At 72.2% G+C, this 15,699-nt stretch carries 15 protein-coding genes and 1 pseudogene; 14 read left to right on the forward strand and 2 right to left on the reverse strand.

Annotated features, from left to right (window positions below):
• The first annotated feature begins 10 nt into the window (after window positions 1-10).
• From ACZ55U_RS13695 to ACZ55U_RS13760, 14 genes and pseudogenes are all read left to right on the forward strand, one after another.
• Window positions 11-574: a formylglycine-generating enzyme family protein gene (locus ACZ55U_RS13695; protein ID WP_465525809.1), complete on the forward strand. Its 564-nt coding sequence runs from the start codon at window positions 11-13 to the stop codon at window positions 572-574.
• Window positions 571-1,014 (forward strand): hypothetical protein, encoded by a 444-nt coding sequence (locus tag ACZ55U_RS13700; protein WP_465525811.1) that lies wholly within the window; start codon window positions 571-573, stop codon window positions 1,012-1,014. The genes ACZ55U_RS13695 and ACZ55U_RS13700 overlap by 4 nt, the downstream gene beginning before the upstream one ends.
• Window positions 1,011-2,051: a glycosyltransferase family 2 protein gene (locus ACZ55U_RS13705; RefSeq protein ID WP_465525813.1), complete on the forward strand. Its 1,041-nt coding sequence runs from the start codon at window positions 1,011-1,013 to the stop codon at window positions 2,049-2,051. The genes ACZ55U_RS13700 and ACZ55U_RS13705 overlap by 4 nt, the downstream gene beginning before the upstream one ends.
• Entirely contained in the window at window positions 2,048-2,995 is a 948-nt protein-coding gene (locus ACZ55U_RS13710; RefSeq protein WP_465525815.1) for a radical SAM protein, read from the forward strand. The genes ACZ55U_RS13705 and ACZ55U_RS13710 overlap by 4 nt, the downstream gene beginning before the upstream one ends.
• Window positions 2,992-3,549 carry a phosphoribosyltransferase gene (locus tag ACZ55U_RS13715; RefSeq protein WP_465525818.1) on the forward strand — a complete coding sequence of 186 codons (558 nt, stop codon included), beginning with the start codon at window positions 2,992-2,994 and terminating at the stop codon, window positions 3,547-3,549. Before ACZ55U_RS13710 ends, ACZ55U_RS13715 begins: the two co-directional genes overlap by 4 nt.
• Window positions 3,546-4,679: a glycosyltransferase family 4 protein gene (locus tag ACZ55U_RS13720; RefSeq protein WP_465525820.1), complete on the forward strand. Its 1,134-nt coding sequence runs from the start codon at window positions 3,546-3,548 to the stop codon at window positions 4,677-4,679. Before ACZ55U_RS13715 ends, ACZ55U_RS13720 begins: the two co-directional genes overlap by 4 nt.
• Before the next feature lie 29 nt (window positions 4,680-4,708).
• Window positions 4,709-5,542 carry a 5'-3' exonuclease gene (locus ACZ55U_RS13725; protein WP_465525822.1) on the forward strand — a complete coding sequence of 278 codons (834 nt, stop codon included), beginning with the start codon at window positions 4,709-4,711 and terminating at the stop codon, window positions 5,540-5,542.
• Window positions 5,536-6,156 carry a PIG-L deacetylase family protein gene (locus tag ACZ55U_RS13730; protein WP_465525824.1) on the forward strand — a complete coding sequence of 207 codons (621 nt, stop codon included), beginning with the start codon at window positions 5,536-5,538 and terminating at the stop codon, window positions 6,154-6,156. Before ACZ55U_RS13725 ends, ACZ55U_RS13730 begins: the two co-directional genes overlap by 7 nt.
• 51 nt (window positions 6,157-6,207) lie before the next feature.
• Entirely contained in the window at window positions 6,208-6,804 is a 597-nt protein-coding gene (gene folE, locus ACZ55U_RS13735; protein WP_465525826.1) for a GTP cyclohydrolase I, read from the forward strand.
• Window positions 6,805-6,980: 176 nt separating this feature from the next.
• On the forward strand, window positions 6,981-7,502 hold the full coding sequence (locus ACZ55U_RS13740) for a hypothetical protein (protein ID WP_465525828.1): 522 nt from the start codon (window positions 6,981-6,983) through the stop codon (window positions 7,500-7,502).
• Window positions 7,499-9,373: pseudogene (locus ACZ55U_RS13745) on the forward strand (glycoside hydrolase family 15 protein). Before ACZ55U_RS13740 ends, ACZ55U_RS13745 begins: the two are co-directional and overlap by 4 nt.
• Window positions 9,374-9,414: 41 nt before the next feature.
• Window positions 9,415-10,122, forward strand: coding sequence for a glycosyltransferase (locus ACZ55U_RS13750; protein ID WP_465525830.1), 708 nt, complete (start codon window positions 9,415-9,417; stop codon window positions 10,120-10,122).
• A 57-nt stretch (window positions 10,123-10,179) separates the two neighbouring features.
• Window positions 10,180-12,285, forward strand: coding sequence for an AAA family ATPase (locus ACZ55U_RS13755; RefSeq protein ID WP_465525832.1), 2,106 nt, complete (start codon window positions 10,180-10,182; stop codon window positions 12,283-12,285).
• Window positions 12,286-12,383: 98 nt separating this feature from the next.
• Window positions 12,384-13,262, forward strand: a complete 879-nt coding sequence (locus ACZ55U_RS13760; RefSeq protein WP_465525834.1) for a hypothetical protein — start codon at window positions 12,384-12,386, stop codon at window positions 13,260-13,262.
• Window positions 13,263-13,667: 405 nt separating this feature from the next.
• Here the strand turns inward: ACZ55U_RS13760 and ACZ55U_RS13765 are convergent, their stop codons facing one another.
• Together ACZ55U_RS13765 and rpe are read right to left on the reverse strand one after the other, a co-directional pair.
• Window positions 13,668-14,627, reverse strand: coding sequence for a pirin family protein (locus ACZ55U_RS13765; RefSeq protein ID WP_465525836.1), 960 nt, complete (start codon window positions 14,625-14,627; stop codon window positions 13,668-13,670).
• Between the two features lie 243 nt (window positions 14,628-14,870).
• Complete coding sequence (rpe, locus tag ACZ55U_RS13770; RefSeq protein ID WP_465525838.1) at window positions 14,871-15,554, reverse strand: ribulose-phosphate 3-epimerase; 684 nt, start codon at window positions 15,552-15,554, stop codon at window positions 14,871-14,873.
• Between the last annotated feature and the right edge of the window lie 145 nt (window positions 15,555-15,699).

Here is a 15,699-nt window from a genome sequence, read left to right on the forward strand (position 1 = left end):
AGGGGCAGCGATGACGACGGACCTCATCGGCCACAGGCTCACCTGGGTGCCGGTGCCGGGCGGCGTCTGCCTGTTCGGCGACCGGCAGAAGCCGGTGAAGGTGGTCGACCTGGAGTGGACCGCGACCCCGGTCACGCCCGCCCAGCTCGGACTCGCCCCGGACCACCGGCCGCTGGTCGGGGTCGCCCAGGCGCAGGTGGCCCGGATCGCGGCAGACCTGGGCGGCCGGCTGCCACTGTCGAAGGAGTGGGAGTGGGCGGCCTCCGGGCCCGAGCGCCGACGGTACCCGTGGGGAGATGAGGAGCCGGCCGAGGGACGAGCCAACCTCCGTGACCTCTGCGGAAGGCTCACCCCGGTCAGCTCCCACCCCCGGGGCCGGACGCCGACCGGGCTGTGGGACATGGCGGGCAACTGCTGGGAGTGGACCGCCTCGAAGACGATCGGCGGCGGCTTCGTGATCAGGGGCGGTTCCTACAACTCCCGTCCGCTGTACGCCCGGTGCACATTCCTCAACGCCGCGCCGGCCGAGCTCGGCTCGCCGGGCATCGGCTTCCGGGTGGTGAGGGCGGCGTGATCGGCGACCTGGTGATCGCGGGCTGCTCCCGTCGCAAGGCGGTGGAGGCTGGCCTTCTGCCCGCCCTGGAGCGCTACGCAGGAGGCATCGCCCCGCAACTGCACGCCCGCTTCGCCGATCACCCGCACGCCCGCAGTCGGATCCGCTTCCTGTCCGCGGCCTTCGGCCTGGTTCGTGCGGACGACTTGATCGCCTCGTACGACCAGCACCTCGACGCCGACCGGGTCGAGGGACTGCGCCTGATCGTGAACGGCCAGCTGCGGCGCGACTTCGCCGCCAACGGCGTCCCGCAACGAGTGCTGCTGGTCCTCGAACCCGACTACCTGGTCCTGCTCACCGACCTCCTGGCTCTGCCGGAGCGACCGGTTCTGCACTGGATCCCCGACCCCCGCGGCTGGCCCCAGGCCGCCGCCGTGCTCGACGAATGGAGGTGGCCGTGACGCACACCAGCCTCGCGGACGCGCTCAAGACCCAGGCCAACGCCCACCGGTACTTCACCACCGGGTTCACCGAGCGCACCGGCCTGAACTGGCACCAGCCCACCCCCGCGCAGGCCGCCGCCGGCCGGACGATGTCGGTCGTGATCCCGGCCCGCAACACCGCCTACGCCCTGCCGACGGTGCTGAACGCGCTCGGCGCGCAGCAGCACGCGGCCGACGTGGAGGTGATCCTCGTGGACGATGCCTCCACGGACGCGACGTTCGAGATCGCCCGCCGGCACCCGGTGGTCACCACCGCGGTGCGCCTGGCCGAGCGACGCGGCTCGGCGGCGGCGCGCAACGCCGGTGCCCGCCTCGCCCAGGCGCCGACCGTCCTGTTCGTCGACGCGGACATGGTGCTGCCGCCGCACGTGTTCGCCGATGTCGCCGTGCGCGCCGCGACCGACACCGTGCTGACCGGGTTCCGACACAACGTCACCTACCAGGCCTCGCCCTGCGGCGAGCCGCTGCTGCCCAAGGCGCCCCCGCTCCTCGGTGCCGACCACCGCGTCACCTGGAAACCCCCGGTGGGCAAGGTCCTGCCGTACTCCGGCCTCACGCTCACCGACGCACTGGACGGGCGCCCGCTGGACGCCACCAACGACTTCCAGACCCTCGGGTACGGCCGGTCCTACTACGACTGGGACCTGCCGCGGATGGTCGTCACCGCCCTACTGGCCGTTCCGCACGAGCAACTGGTCGACGTCGGCGGCTTCGACGAGGACTTCGGGGCGCTGGGCTGGGGCATGGAGGACACCCACCTCGGCGCGGCCCTGATCGCCACCGGCTGCCTCGTCATCCCGCTGCGCCAGGCCGTGGGCTTCCACCTCGACCCGCCGGACGCCGCCGCCCAGTGGCAGGCCAAGCTCGCCTCCTGGCCTGCCACGCTCGCCCACTACCGCCACCTGCTGTCCCTCCCCGCCCCCGCCGACCGCGGCGACGCTTTTGTCGCCGCCGCTGACAAGCATCTGGCCGACGCCGAGGTGATCACCCGATGATCCGCGCCTTCGCCGCCGCCACGTTCGACGGCACCACCGTCGTGCACGACCCCGCGGTGGGCACCAACCACCTACCACCCCAGCCGCTGCCCGCCGGCTGCGTCGCCTTGGACGACCATCAGGTGGCCACCTGGCCCGAGGCGGATCCCTCCACGCTCGCGCTCGAATACCCGCTGAGCATGTGCTGGTCCCCGATCGTGCGCTGCAACCTGGACTGCCCGCAGTGCCTCGACGACAAGACCGTGCGCGAGTCCACCCCGGCCGAGCGACGCATCCTCGCCGGCCACATCGCCGCCTCGGGGGTCCTGGGCGTGGACATCTCCGGCGGCGAGCCACTGCTGCTGCCCGACCTGCCCGAGCTCGCCCGCGCGGTCCGCCGCCAGGGCACCAGCGTGGTCAGCTGCACCACCAACGGCTGGCACCTCACCCGCCGTGCCGAGGAACTCACCGACTCCCTCGACGCGATCCGCGTCTCCCTCGACGGCGCCACCGAGGCCACCCACGACCGCTGGCGCGGCCAGGACAGCTACCGGCGCGCCGTCGCGGGCATCCGCGCCGCCGTCGACGAAGGCCTGTTCGTGCAGCTCCAAATGGTCCTCATGCAGTCCAACCAGCACGAGGCCCAGGAACTGCTGGACCGCGCCGCCCAACTCGGTGCCGGCGGGGTGACCTTCCTCCAGATGCTCCCCATCGGCGAAGGCACCACACTCGCCGCCGAGCAGATGCTCACCGACGAGCAGGCCCAAGAGATCGTCGGCCCGCTCGCCGTCCCCGACGGCGTCCGGGTCCGGCTGCGCACCCGCACCAGCGCGGGCGGCTTCACCGTCCTGCGCGCCGATGGCTACGCCTGGCGCAACACCCGGGGTGCCACCGGCATCTCCGCGTTCGTCCCCGTCACCGGCCCGGCCGACCTGCGCTTGCCCACGTCCGGGGGTTCCTCGTGACCAGTTCCTCGCGCACCGGCAGGCGGGTCTTCGCCCAGCGCGTCCCGTTCGCGCCGACGCACTACCAGTGCTTTGACGCGGCCCGCCTGATCGCCGAGTCCGTCGTCGGGATCGACCCGGACGTGACCTGCGTGATCGGCATCGCCTCCGGCGGGATCAAACCGGCCCGCCTCATGGCCGACTACCTCAAAGTGCCCTTCCACACCGTCGCCGCCAAGCACAACAACAGCGACGCCCCGTTCCAGCAGGCCACGGGCGACGTCGAGGTTCAGCTCGCCAACTCCCTGCCCGGACGCCTGTCCGGGACAGTGCTCCTCGTGGACGACATCGCCGGCACGGGAGCGACGTTCACCGCCGTCAGCAATGCGCTGAACGACCGGCTCGACTACTCCGCCGAGATCATGACGGCGGCACTCTTCCGCAACCGCGGGTGCACGCAGATCCCCGACCGGTGGGCCTGGACCGTCGACGACTGGGTCGTCTTCCCTTGGGAAACGCCGCACAGCGGCCAGACCCAACCCGTCCCCGCCCTGAAGTGGGTGAGCGCCCGGTGATCACCCGCCCCTCCTCCCGCGGCGTCCTGCTGGTCCTCGTCTCCTGGACCCCTGACGCCCCGGCCGGCATCGAACGCGCGACGGCCGCGCTGGCCCTCGGCCTCTCCCGAAACGGCCACCGGCCCATCATCGCCACCGCCGCACCTCAGCCCGAAGGCCCCGGCCTCCCCGGCGTCACCATCGCCCGATTGCGCCTCGACGACGTGCAGTTCCCGTGCGACGACGACGTGCTGCGCCGCGCCGTCACCTACCAGGACACCAGGCTGACCCGCCAGATCCAGGACCTGATCACCGAACACCGCATCGACACCGTCCTGTTCACCGACGCACTGTGGGGCCTCGGCCGCCTGCGCGGCGACATCCCCGGTCACGTCCGCCGGGCGCTCGCCGCCCACGTCAAGCCGCACACCCTCGACGCCGGGCCGGCCCTCGCCCGCGCCACCCGCGTCCTCGTGCCCTCCGCCGTCGTGCGCGACGAACTGGCCGGCTGGGGCCCGCGCAAGCTCCGCGTCGTCCCCAACGCACTCATGCCCGACCCCACCGTGGCCCCACCAGCACCGGAGCTCCGCGAGCAGCTGCGCCGCAGCGGCCCGGTGCGCGTCCTCGCGCGGCTCGGCCCGGAGAAGGGCGTACTCGACCTGCTGGAGGCCGCCTCCGGCTGGGACCGGCCCCTCGAAGTAGCCCTCGCCGAAGCCGGGTTCGAGGACAGTACGGGATCCCAGTCCGCACTCCTCCACGCATGCAGGAAAGCAGCCGCCCGAACCCCGAACGTCCGTCTGCGCGGGACGCTGGCCTGGGACGAGGTTCTTCCCTGGCTCGCCGGCGCGGCGGTGGTCATCGCTCCCAGCCACAAGGAGACCTTCGGCCTGGTCGCACTGGAGGCCATGAGCGTCGGCACCCCGGTCGTCGCCTACCGGGTCGGCAACCTGCCCGCCCTGATCAGCCCGACCGGCGACGCCGACCACCTCCTCGTCGACCACGACGACGGCCCGACCGCACTCCACAAGGTGGCCCAAACCCTGCTGGAAGATGACATACTGTACGCCGCGACTACACAGACCGTGTATCGGAGAGCGGCCGAGTTCGAGCCGCGCCGAATCGCTGACTTCTTCCTGGAGGCGGTGTCGTGATGCCCGAAAACCCTGTATCCCCTGCGCCGTTGCTGCTCGTCGACGGGTTCAACCTCCTGTGGGCCGGCACCTTCGGCTTCCCCGCCCCGATCTTCTCCCGCGACAAGACCCGCGAACTGACCGGCCTGTTCGCCTTCTTCGCCCTGCTGCGCGCCACGGTCCGCGACGACCTCGACGTCGCGCAGCCCGAGGTCCTGGTCGTCTTCGACGGCGAGCACGGCACGGCCGAGCGCGTCGCCGCCGACCAGGAGTACAAGGCGAACCGGGAGGCGACACCGGAGGCACTCAGGCCGCTGCGGTTCCTCGCCCCGGTGAAGGACGGCCTGGACGCGTACGGGATCCGGTGGGTCGAGGTCGGCGACGCCGAGGCCGACGACGTGATCGCCACGCTCGCCACCCGGGCCGCCGCCTCCCGGCCGGTCCTGGTCATGTCGCGGGACATGGATTTCTACCAGCTCCTGGACGACCGCGTGCGCATCCTCAACCGCTCTCGGAAGTCCTCCCAACGGATCATCACCGCCGACGAGGTCCTCTCCCGCTACGGCGTCACCCCCGCCCAGTGGCCGGCCTTCCGCGCCCTGACCGGCGACAAGTCCGACAACATCCCCGGCGTCCGCGGCATCGGGCCGAAGGTCGCCGCCACCCTGCTGCGCGACGGCATGCACCTGCGCGACCTGCCCGGCTCCGGGCGGCTGACCGGCGCCAAGGGAACGGCGATCACCACCGCCTGGGCCGACGTGCTCCGCTGGGAGGCGATGATCACGGTGCGCCGCGACCTGGACGTGCCCGTCGCCCTCCGCGGCGAGGCCAGCCCCCAGCTGCCGAAGCCCGCCGACGTCGTCGAGAAGCTGGGGCTGTGGTGAGCGGTGCCGGGCCGGGCTCGGTCCTGGCCGCCTTCGCGCACCCTGACGACGCCGAACTGTGGGCCGGCGCCACCCTCGCCCTCCATGCCAGGAACGCCGCCGTCACCGTCGTCGTCCCGCACCGCGACGACGTCCGCGACGCCGAGGCCCGCAAGGGCGCCGCCGTCCTCGGTGCCGGCCTGCGGCAGCTGCCCCGGCTCGACCACGCCACCGTACGGCAGCTGCTGCTGGAGACGCAGCCGGACATCGTCATCACCCACCCGCTGAACGATGTCCACCCCGAGCACCGGGCCATCGCCGCGGCCGTGCTCGCGGCCGTCCCCGAGCCGCGGATCGCCACCGGCCGACCGAGCCGCTTCTACGCCTGCGACACCTACAACTCGCTCACCCTCGACGGCCCCGTGCGTGCCGACGTGATCGTGGACGCCACCGAGACCTTCGACACCAAGATGACCGCGCTGCGCGAGCACACCAGCCAGCCGATCGAGCAGCACTTCGGTCCCATGGCCGAGACCCTCGGCCGGCTCTGGGGCGCCCGCATTGGCACCCGGTACGCGGAGGCGTTCACCTCCGTGCCGATCCTCGGCTGCCTACCCGGCGCCACCCACCTCTGACCGGCCGCGCTCCAGCGGCCCACCTCCGTCAACTCACCCCCAGGGATGACCATGACGTCCATACCCGTGCAAGCCCAGCGCCGTCGCCCCGTCGACCGCCCGCGCGTCCGGGAGCTGACCCGCGAACTGTTGCTCGCCCTCGGAGAAGACCCCGACCGCGACGGCCTCCAGGACACACCTCGCCGGTTTGCCGACTGGTGGGGCAAGTTCCTCGACCACACCCCCGGCAGGCTCGACACCAGCTTCGCCCAGGAGGGCCGGTACGGCGACTTCGTCCTGCTGACCGGCATCGAGGCGTGGAGCGTCTGCGAGCACCACCTGCTCCCCTTCCGCCTCGACGTCTCCATTGCCTACGTGCCGGACACCGCCGTCCTCGGCCTGTCCAAGCTGGTGCGGCACCTGGAGGCCCACACCCACGCCCTCCAGCTCCAGGAACGCATCACCCACGATGTCGCCCACGACCTCGCCAAGGCCGCCGCCACCGACGACGTCGCCGTCTTCACCACCGGCGAGCACCTGTGCATGAGCATGCGCGGCGTCAAGGCCACCGCGGTGCGCACCACCACCATGTGCCGCCTCGGCCGCACCGAGAGCGACCCCGCCCTCGCCGCCCGCATCGAACGCCTCGCCCTCCCCTCCCTCCGGTAGCCCCTCGACGCACCTGGAACCGACCTTGCCTGTCCACATCTTCACCCTCGCGGCTTCGCTGGGCTCCGCCACGGCTGAAGCCGAGGAGCGGCAGCAACCGAACGCTGCTCCTCCGGCCAGTTGCCCCTACGCAGACCTGGTCCTCGGCAGGCCTCGCGCCACCTGATCACCGGGCTATGGACATATCGACGCTTCAGCACCTCAAGGCCCCCAACCTGCCCACGGCCGGAGCGGGGACGGTCATCCTGCTGGCCGGCCTCGCCACCGGCCAACCCCGCTGGCAGCACCAGGCCGTCCGCCTGCTCGCCGAGTGCGGCGTCCGCGGGACGGTGCTCGACCCGCTCGCCCTCGACGACCCGTACGCCGCGTGGCGAAACGGCTGGCTGGACCGGGCGGAGACCTACGCCGACCTGATCCTGGCGTGGCTCCCGCTCGGTCCCTGGCCGGTCCTGCGCGCCCACCGCTCGTACCGCACCGACCCGCTCCGGCCGCCGGTCGTAGTCGGCTGCGACCCCGCCCTCGGCTGGCAGGTCAGGACGCGCCGGGCGATCGAGCGGCGCGAGTCCGGCCTCGTGGTGCACCGCACGCTCGACGCCACCGTGAACGCCGCCGCCACCCGGCTCGCCGCCCGGACCCTCCAGAACTGCCGGCCGCCGGATCCACACCCTCAACCCACCCACCGTCAGGACCTTCCGTGAGCAAGCACCCGCTGATCGAGGACCATGCCCTGCTGGGCAACAGCCGTTCCACCGCTCTTGTCGACCGCGACGGCACGATCACGTGGCTGTGTCTTCCCGAGCCCGACTCCCCCGCCCTCTTCGCCCGCCTGCTCGGCACCGGCGACCACGGCTACTGGCGCCTGGCCCCCACCGACCCGACCAGCGCCACCCTCAACCGGCGCGCCTATCGGGACGGCTCGCTCCTTCTCGACCAGGACTGGAAGACCTCCGAGGGCGCGGTGCGGGTGACCGACTTCATGCCGATTCCGATCGACGGCACCGCGCCCGCCGCACAGCTCACCCGGATCGTCACCGGCCTGCGTGGCCGGGTTCGGATGCGCTCGCGCCTTCGGGCCTCCTTCGGTTACGGCCTCACCACGCCGCTGCCCCGCTTCCTGCGCCAGGGCGCCGCCCACCGGACCGTCTTCACCCACAAGGAGGACTAACTGTGGCTGGACGGCCCGGCCCACAGCCTCGGCAACCAGCACACCGCATACGCGGACCTCACGGTCCAGCCGGGCGACCAAATCGCCTTCACCATCACCTGGCGCGCCGACGGCGAGACCGAGCCGGCAGTGCCGGACGGACTCGCCTCCTTCACCGACTCCCTGGGCGGCTGGTCGGCTTGGAGCAGCCGCTGCACCTACCCCGTCCCGTACCGGGAGGCCGTCCTCTCCTCGGCAGCGGTACTCAAGTCGCTCACCCACTCCCCGACCGGCGGCATCATCGCCGCGCCCACCACCTCGCTGCCCGAGCAGCTCGGCGGCGAGCGGAACTGGGACTACCGGGCCGCCTGGCCCCGCGACAGCGCCATGACCGTGGTCGCGCTCCTGCGCGCGGGCAGCCACCGGGCCGAAGCGCGGGCCTGGCGCCACTGGCTGCTGCGCAGCGTCGAGCGCTCCGGCCGCATCCACGCCATTTACCAGCTCAGGGGCGACACCGACCTCACCGAGCGGGTCCTGAGCCACCTGCCGGGCTACGCCCGCTCCCTCCCGGTCCGGATCGGCAACGGCGCCGCCGACCAGCTTCAGCTCGACGTCTACGGCCACATCGCCGAGGCCTTCCTGGTCGCCGAGGATGCCGGGCTGGAGCCCGACGCCAACGCGGACGCCCTGCTGGTCGCCCTGGCCGGCGAGGTCATCCGGCTCTGGCGGCAGCCGGACGAGGGCATCTGGGAGATCCGCGGCCCCCGACGGCACTTCGTCCACTCCAAGGTCATGGCCTGGGTCTTCCTGGACCGCGCGATCACCCTGCTCACCCGGAGGGGCAGCGCACACGAACACGTCCTCGCCCGGATGCGCAACGCGCGCACCGAGATCCACGACGACGTCTGCACCAACGGCTACGACCCGCAGCGCAACACCTTCACCCAGTCCTACGGAGGCGAGGACCTCGACGCCGCCCTGCTGGTCATCCCGCTGGTCGGCTTCCTCCCCGCCGACGACAAGCGGGTGATCGGCACCGTCGAAGCCGTCCAGCGCGAACTCTCCACGGTCGACGGCCTGGTCCAGCGCTATCCCACCCACGCCGCCCGCGACGCCAACGTGGACGGCCTCGAAGGCCACGAAGGCGCCTTCCTCCTCTGCTCGTTCTGGCTCGTCCGCGCTCTTCACGCCCTCGGCCGCACCGCGGAGGCCCGCACACTCTTCGGCCGGCTCCTCAAGCTGCGCAACGACGTCGGGCTGCTGGCCGAGGAATACGACCCCGCCGACCAGCGGCAGCTGGGGAACTTCCCGCAGGCCCTCAGCCACATCGGGGTGATCGACGCGGCCACCGATCTCGGCCCGAGCCCGCTGCTCCACCTCCCCGGTCAACGCGGCGCCGGCTTCCGGAGCTTCACCTCCGCCTAGGCCGTACGCCCGTACCCGATGACCGAGACAAGGACCTGACAGTGGATCAAGCCGGACCCCTGCCCGCCGTGGACACCACCCCCTTCAAACCCTCCGCGATGCGCTCGACCGAGCGGGCCGCCGTCCTGCAGCGCCTTCTCGCCACGGCCCCCCACGAACGCGTACCCGGCAACACCGCCGGCGCGGTCGAAGAGCCAGGCCTCGCCTTCCTGTGGACGGAGAACCTCTACCTCAGACCGATCCTCGTCACCGTGCTCGGCCCCCGGCGGCACGAACGCCTGCGTCTGCTATTCGATGCCGTCAGCACGGCAAACCGCGCCGTTGCGCCGGCCGCCCAGCCCGTCGTGGTCATCTGCAACCACCCCGGCAGCAGCGCCGACAGCGCCCGCCTCCGCTCGCTCGCGACGAGGTCCGGCATCGGCAACTCCGTCCTCCTCCTGGGTGAAGTCCCGACCATCGAGCTGCCCTCGCTCCTCGCCGCCGCGGACGCCTACCTCAGCACCGCCCGACGCCCCACGACCACCGTCTGGCAGGCCATGGCGTGCGCGACGCCGCCGGTCGTCCTCACCGACGCCGACACGGAGCAGGTGATCGTCCAGGGCGGCTACGACGCCAACGGATGGGTCACCGACCCGAACCCCGACGCCCTGGCCGCCGCACTCGTCCAGGTCTGCCTCGACCCCGCCGAACGCTTCCGGCGGGGAACCGTCGCAGCGGCAAGGGTGCGTGCCCACGAAGCTTCGTCCTGACCCGTCCCCCAGTAGCACGCCCAACCCGGAGCACCGCCTATGACAAGGACACCACCCTTGCCCGACGCCGACAACTGGCCCACGGCGTCCGTGTCCAACCACATCACCGACGCCCGGACCGGCTCCGTCGTACAAGCCGGCCGAATCGGTGACGTCCACTTCCACCCCGACGTCCCGGCCCGGCCGGTCCCCCATCAACTCGCGCCGGTTCCACCCGTGTTCACCGACCGCGAGCACGACGTGGCCGCGCTGGACGCGCACCTCACCGACCTGCCGGAAGGCGCAGCCCCGGTCGTCGTGATCACCGGGCCGGGCGGAATCGGGAAGAGCGCCCTCGCCGCCCGCTGGGGCCACCGGCACGCCGAGCGCTTCCCGGACGGACAGCTCCGAATTCAGCTGCGCGCCGGCCCCGCCAACGGCCCAGCCCCGGCGGTCGAGACCGCCCGCTCCCTGCTGCGAGGTCTCGACGAGGGAGACGGCAGCCAACTTCCCTGGCAGGCAGCGGACTTGCAGGCACTATGGCGGTCCCTCGCCGCCGCCCGACGGCTGCTCGTGGTGCTGGAGGACGCCGCCACCGCCGAGCAGGTCCTGCCCTTGGTCCCCGCCACCGCCAACTGCCTTGTCGTCGTGACCAGCCGATCACCGATCGCCGCGCTCGCTGCTCACGGCGCACACCACCACCCCTTGGGGCCGCTCACGCCCACCCACGCTCTCCAACTGCTCGGCCGCATCCTCGGCGAGGACCGGGTGCGCTCGGAACCCGACGCCGCCGCAGCCCTTGCCCGCGCATGCGAGGGCAACCCGCTGGCCCTGGGCCTGGCCGCCGGCGAGGCCGTCCTCCTGCCCGCCCGCCCACTCACCTGCCACCCCGCCCTCGCCGCACCGGCTCAAGAGAGCGTCACGATGACCACCGCCCTCGCCCTCACGACGCTCCCCGAACCGGAAGCCCGCCTGCTGCGGCTCGCCGCGCTGATCCCCGCACCCGACCTCGACCACCTCACCGTGGCCGCCGCCACCACTACTCCCGCCGCCCAGACCCAGAGCCTGCTACACGAACTCGCGGGCCGGACCCTGGTGGAGTTCACCGGCCGACAGAGCGTGCGCGGCGACGTCTACCGCATCCGCCCCGAGGTCCGGGAGCTGCTCCACAGCCCGGCCGACACCCGCCGGTCCGTGGTGCAGCGCCACCTCGACTACCTGATCTACAACGCCCAGACCACCGTCCGGATCCTCACCCCGCACCACCGCGTCCTGCCGCGCCAGCACCGTCACCACCCCGCCGAGGCGGCGGGCATCGGCGACGACCGTACCGCCCTGGACTGGCTGGAGGGCACCACACCCGCTTTCCTGCCGGCCCTCACCGCCGCCCGCGACCTCGGCGAACACCAGGCCCTGGCCGTCCTCGTCCATGACCTGTGGCCCCTCTTCCACCGCCTGCGGCGCACCGACCTGGGCGTCGCCTTCCACGGGCTGGGCCTGGAGGCCGCCCGTCGCTGGGGCCACCGCATGGCCGTCCGCGAGATGACCACCACCCTGGCCATCTCGCACAAGCGCATCGGCAACCACAAGGACGCCCTCCGGCTCTACCAGGAGGGCCGCGCCCTCGCCACCGAGGACCAGGACCCCGGTGGCGTCGCCCAGTGCACCGCCGGCATCGGCGCCACCCTGTACGACACCGGGCAGTACGCCGCCGCCGAGCCCGAGCTCACCCGCGCGATCAAGCTCTACACCGGTCTCGACGACCGGCGTGGCACCGGCCTCGCCGAGATCCTCCTCGGCTCCATCGCGGCCCGCCGGGGAGGAGCCAACCTCGGTATACCGCTGCTGCGGCAGGCACTCGCCGACCTCGGCTCCCTCACTCCGCCCGACCCGCTGAACGTGGCGCGCGCGAAGGTCTTCCTGGGAGAGGCGCAGTCCATCGCCGGCCAGCACGACACGGCGGCCGAAACCATCGTCACCGCCATGGAGGAGTTCAGACTCCTCGGCCACCGCCACTGGGCAGCCCACGCCGCCGAGTTCCTCGGTCAGGCCGCCGAACGCGCCGGCCGGACCGCCCTCGCAGCCGACTGGTACTCCGCCAGCCAGGACCAGTACCTGGATCTGGGTAGCAGCCGTGACGTGGAACGTCTGCACCACCGGCTCCTCGCCCTGCTGCACCGATGACCGAAGCCCGCCCGCCCCGTGGCCCACCGTGCCCGTCCGAGGCCTTCCAGTCCCCGCTTCCTTTCTTGCACCAGAAAGATCACGAGCCACCAAAGATCATGACCACCTTCGACATTCTCGACGGCGTAGGCTCCGACTCCGGCGGAGCCCAGCTCATCGACAGCTTGAACGACGCCCTCCACGCAGCGGCTCCGATGGTCGAGCGGATCTCCGGCCTCTCCCTGCCCGCACGTGTGACCGTACGGTTGCTCACCGTCGAGTCCAGCCGGGCACTCGCGGTCCTCCACCTGGGGCACGTCCATGGCGTGGCCGCCGAATGCCTCTCCTCGGAGGCGGCGTTCGAGACCTCCAGGAAGATGGCCGCCGCCGCGAGTTCCAGCTGGCGGATCTTCGACAAGATCACATGGCCGCTCCAACTCGGCAAGATCCTCTATGGCCCGACCGGACCGGAGCTCATCATCACGCCCGCTGCTCACCGGGCTGCCAGGACCTCGACGCGCCAGCAGACCGTGGTGCTGGGACACGAGCTGACCCATCTCGCCCAGCTGGAGTTGTGGCCCGACATGCTCATCGCCGGCCCGCGCATGCGGCTGGAGGCCAAGCTGGCCGGCCGCCCAAGGAAGTCACTGCCGCTGATCGCTCCGGTGTTCGAGGGGCACGCACAGCTCGTCCACCGCAACCTGGCGGCCGAGCTGTGCGGGGTGCGGGCACGGCGCCTCCTGCCCGGCGAGGCGACACCCTCGCTGCGCTACCGAATCCCGTCCTGGCTCGGCTATGTGCCGCCCTTGAGCATGGTCGCCGCCATCTACGACCGGGGCGAGGCATTCGTCAGCGCCGTCATGGACGCCGGCGGCCACCCACTCGTCCGCACCCTCTTCACCGACGAGGCCCGCCTCCCGCTCGACCCGGAGCTCGTCAACCCGGAGCTCTGGCTCGCACGCCACCCGACGCCCGCCGACAACACCCCTCGCCAGTAGCCCACCACGGCCCGAGCCGCCGCGCTGCCCGCCGCCCCGCGCGGCTCCGGCTACCCCCAACGGCGCGCCCGTCACCTTGGCCGCTACGGTCACAGCCTCGTCCATCGCCGCGCCAGCCCGGCCCCGACCGCAGCGAGCCACAGCATCCGTGACTCGTCGCATACCGGCCTCGGATGCACGGCCTGGCGGCGCAGTATCCCCATGGATACATCTGACGATCAGTCACAAAAGTCAGCATCGAGTCAGCATAGGTCCGACCAGAGCTGCCCACAGAAGGTCACACCCGAGAATCGGCGATCGGCCGAACCGCTTCCGACAGACGCCCTGAATCGCCCCTGCGGGGCGAGGGTGAGAGGCGGCAAGAGGCGCAGACAGGGCACACCCGCAAGACCATGAAAGTCCAGGTCAGCGCACACGTCCGCGCGGCTTCAGCGGCAATGCGGGGAGTTCTGGGGCGGGGAGCCGGTCGCCGTCGTAGCCATGAACCTCGCCGAATCGGTTAGTACCCATCCAATCCTCGCGGGCCTGTGTAATATCAGCCGTTGACCGCCCGATGAAGTTCCACCACATGACGATCTTCTCGTCGAAGGGCTCGCCGCCGAGGAGGAGGACGGCGGCGTCGCCGTGGGCGTGGAGGGGGAGTTCGGGGCGACCGCAGCCGAGGTAGAGCAGGGAGCCGGGCTCGACCGGGACGCCGTCGACGTCGACGCGGCCGGACATGGCGAGGACGGCGTACTCGAAGTCGGGAACGAGCGGCAGGCGCAGGTCCGCGCCGTCGGTGAGGGAGAGGTCGGCGCCGACCAGCGGGGTGTGGGTGGTCCCGGGCGAGGTGGCCGTGTCGAGGGTGCCGAGGATGACGGTGGCGCGCAGGCCCGGCGCGGTGACCACGGGCAGGTCCGGGTGGTGCTCGAAGGCGGGGGCGAGGTGCCGGCTGGCGTCCGGGAGGGCGACCCAGAGCTGGGCGCCGTGCAGGTAGCGGGCGTGCGGGCGCGGGGACTCCTCGGAGTGCGAGATCGCCCGGCCGGAGGTCATCAGGCCCAGTTCGTACGGCCGGACGGTCTGGAGGCTGCCGAGGCTGTCGCGGTGCAGCACCTCGCCCTGGTGGAGCCAGCTGACCGTCTGGAGGCCCATGTGCGGGTGCGGCGGGACCTGCATGCCGGGCTCGTCGGCGATGTCGTCGGGGCCGTAGTGGTCGACGAAGCACCAGGCGCCGACCATCCGGCGCCCGAGGTTGGGGAGCAGCCGGCGGACCAGGGTGCTTTCGCCGAGCGGCACTTGACGTGCCGCCAGCAGGTCTCGGACCGGGCCGGCGCCGGCCTCGCGGCCGCAGCTGGTCGGGGCCGGTTTGAGGTCGAGGTTGCTCATCGCGGTTCCACCACCGTACGGAGAGGGGCCGGGCGGGGTCCTCGGAGGAGGTCGTCACCAGGCCGTCTGGCCACCACGTCGTCGGTGAGCCGACCCCGGCGAGGACACCGTCACCCCGATCATCCGGCACGGTGCGGCGTTCCTCCACCCGTGCCCGGCCGTCCGGCGGTCCGGCGGTCCGGTGGTCTTGGCGGTCCGGCGGTCCGGCGGTCCGGCCGCCCCACGGTCCCGCGGTCCGGGGCCTCAGTGCCCGCAGGCCCACCAGGCGTCCGCCGTCGCCTTCTCGGCCAGCCCGCGCAGGTTGCGGACCGCCTCCGCCGGGTCCTCGGCCCCGTACACCGCCGAACCGGCCACGAACACGTCCGCGCCCGCCTCCGCGCAGCGCTCGATCGTGCTCGCCGCGACGCCGCCGTCCACCTGGAGCCACAGCTCCAGGTCGTGCTTGGCGATCAGCTCCCGGGTGCGGCGGATCTTCGGCAGCATGATGTCCAGGAACGCCTGGCCGCCGAAGCCGGGCTCCACGGTCATGATCAGCACCATGTCGAGCTCGGGCAGCAGGTCCTCGTACGGCTCGATCGGGGTGCCCGGCTTGAGCGCCATCGAGGCGCGGGCGCCCTTGGCCCGGATCTCGCGGGCGAGCCGGACGGGCGCGGCGGCGGCCTCGACGTGGAAGGTGACCGAGCCGGCGCCGGCCTCGACGTACTGCGGGGCCCAGCGGTCCGGGTCCTCGATCATCAGGTGGCAGTCGAGCGGGGTGTCGGTGGCGCGGGCCAGCGACTCGACCACCGGGACGCCGAGGGTCAGGTTGGGCACGAAGTGGTTGTCCATGACGTCCACGTGCAGCCAGTCGGAACCCCGGACGGCCTCGGCCTCGTCGGCGAGCCGGGCGAAGTCCGCGGACAGGATGCTGGGGTTGATCTGGGCCATGACCGACTACCTTCGTACGAGGGTTTGTGGGGGCTGGGCGGCGCCCCCGGAGCGGGCACCTCATCCCATCATCCCGTGCCGCGCCCCGCCGACCGCACGCGACGACCCCCGCGTGACCGTCATCACACCGTTTCCGGGATTAGCG

The organism is Kitasatospora sp. NPDC034533 (assembly GCF_055575155.1).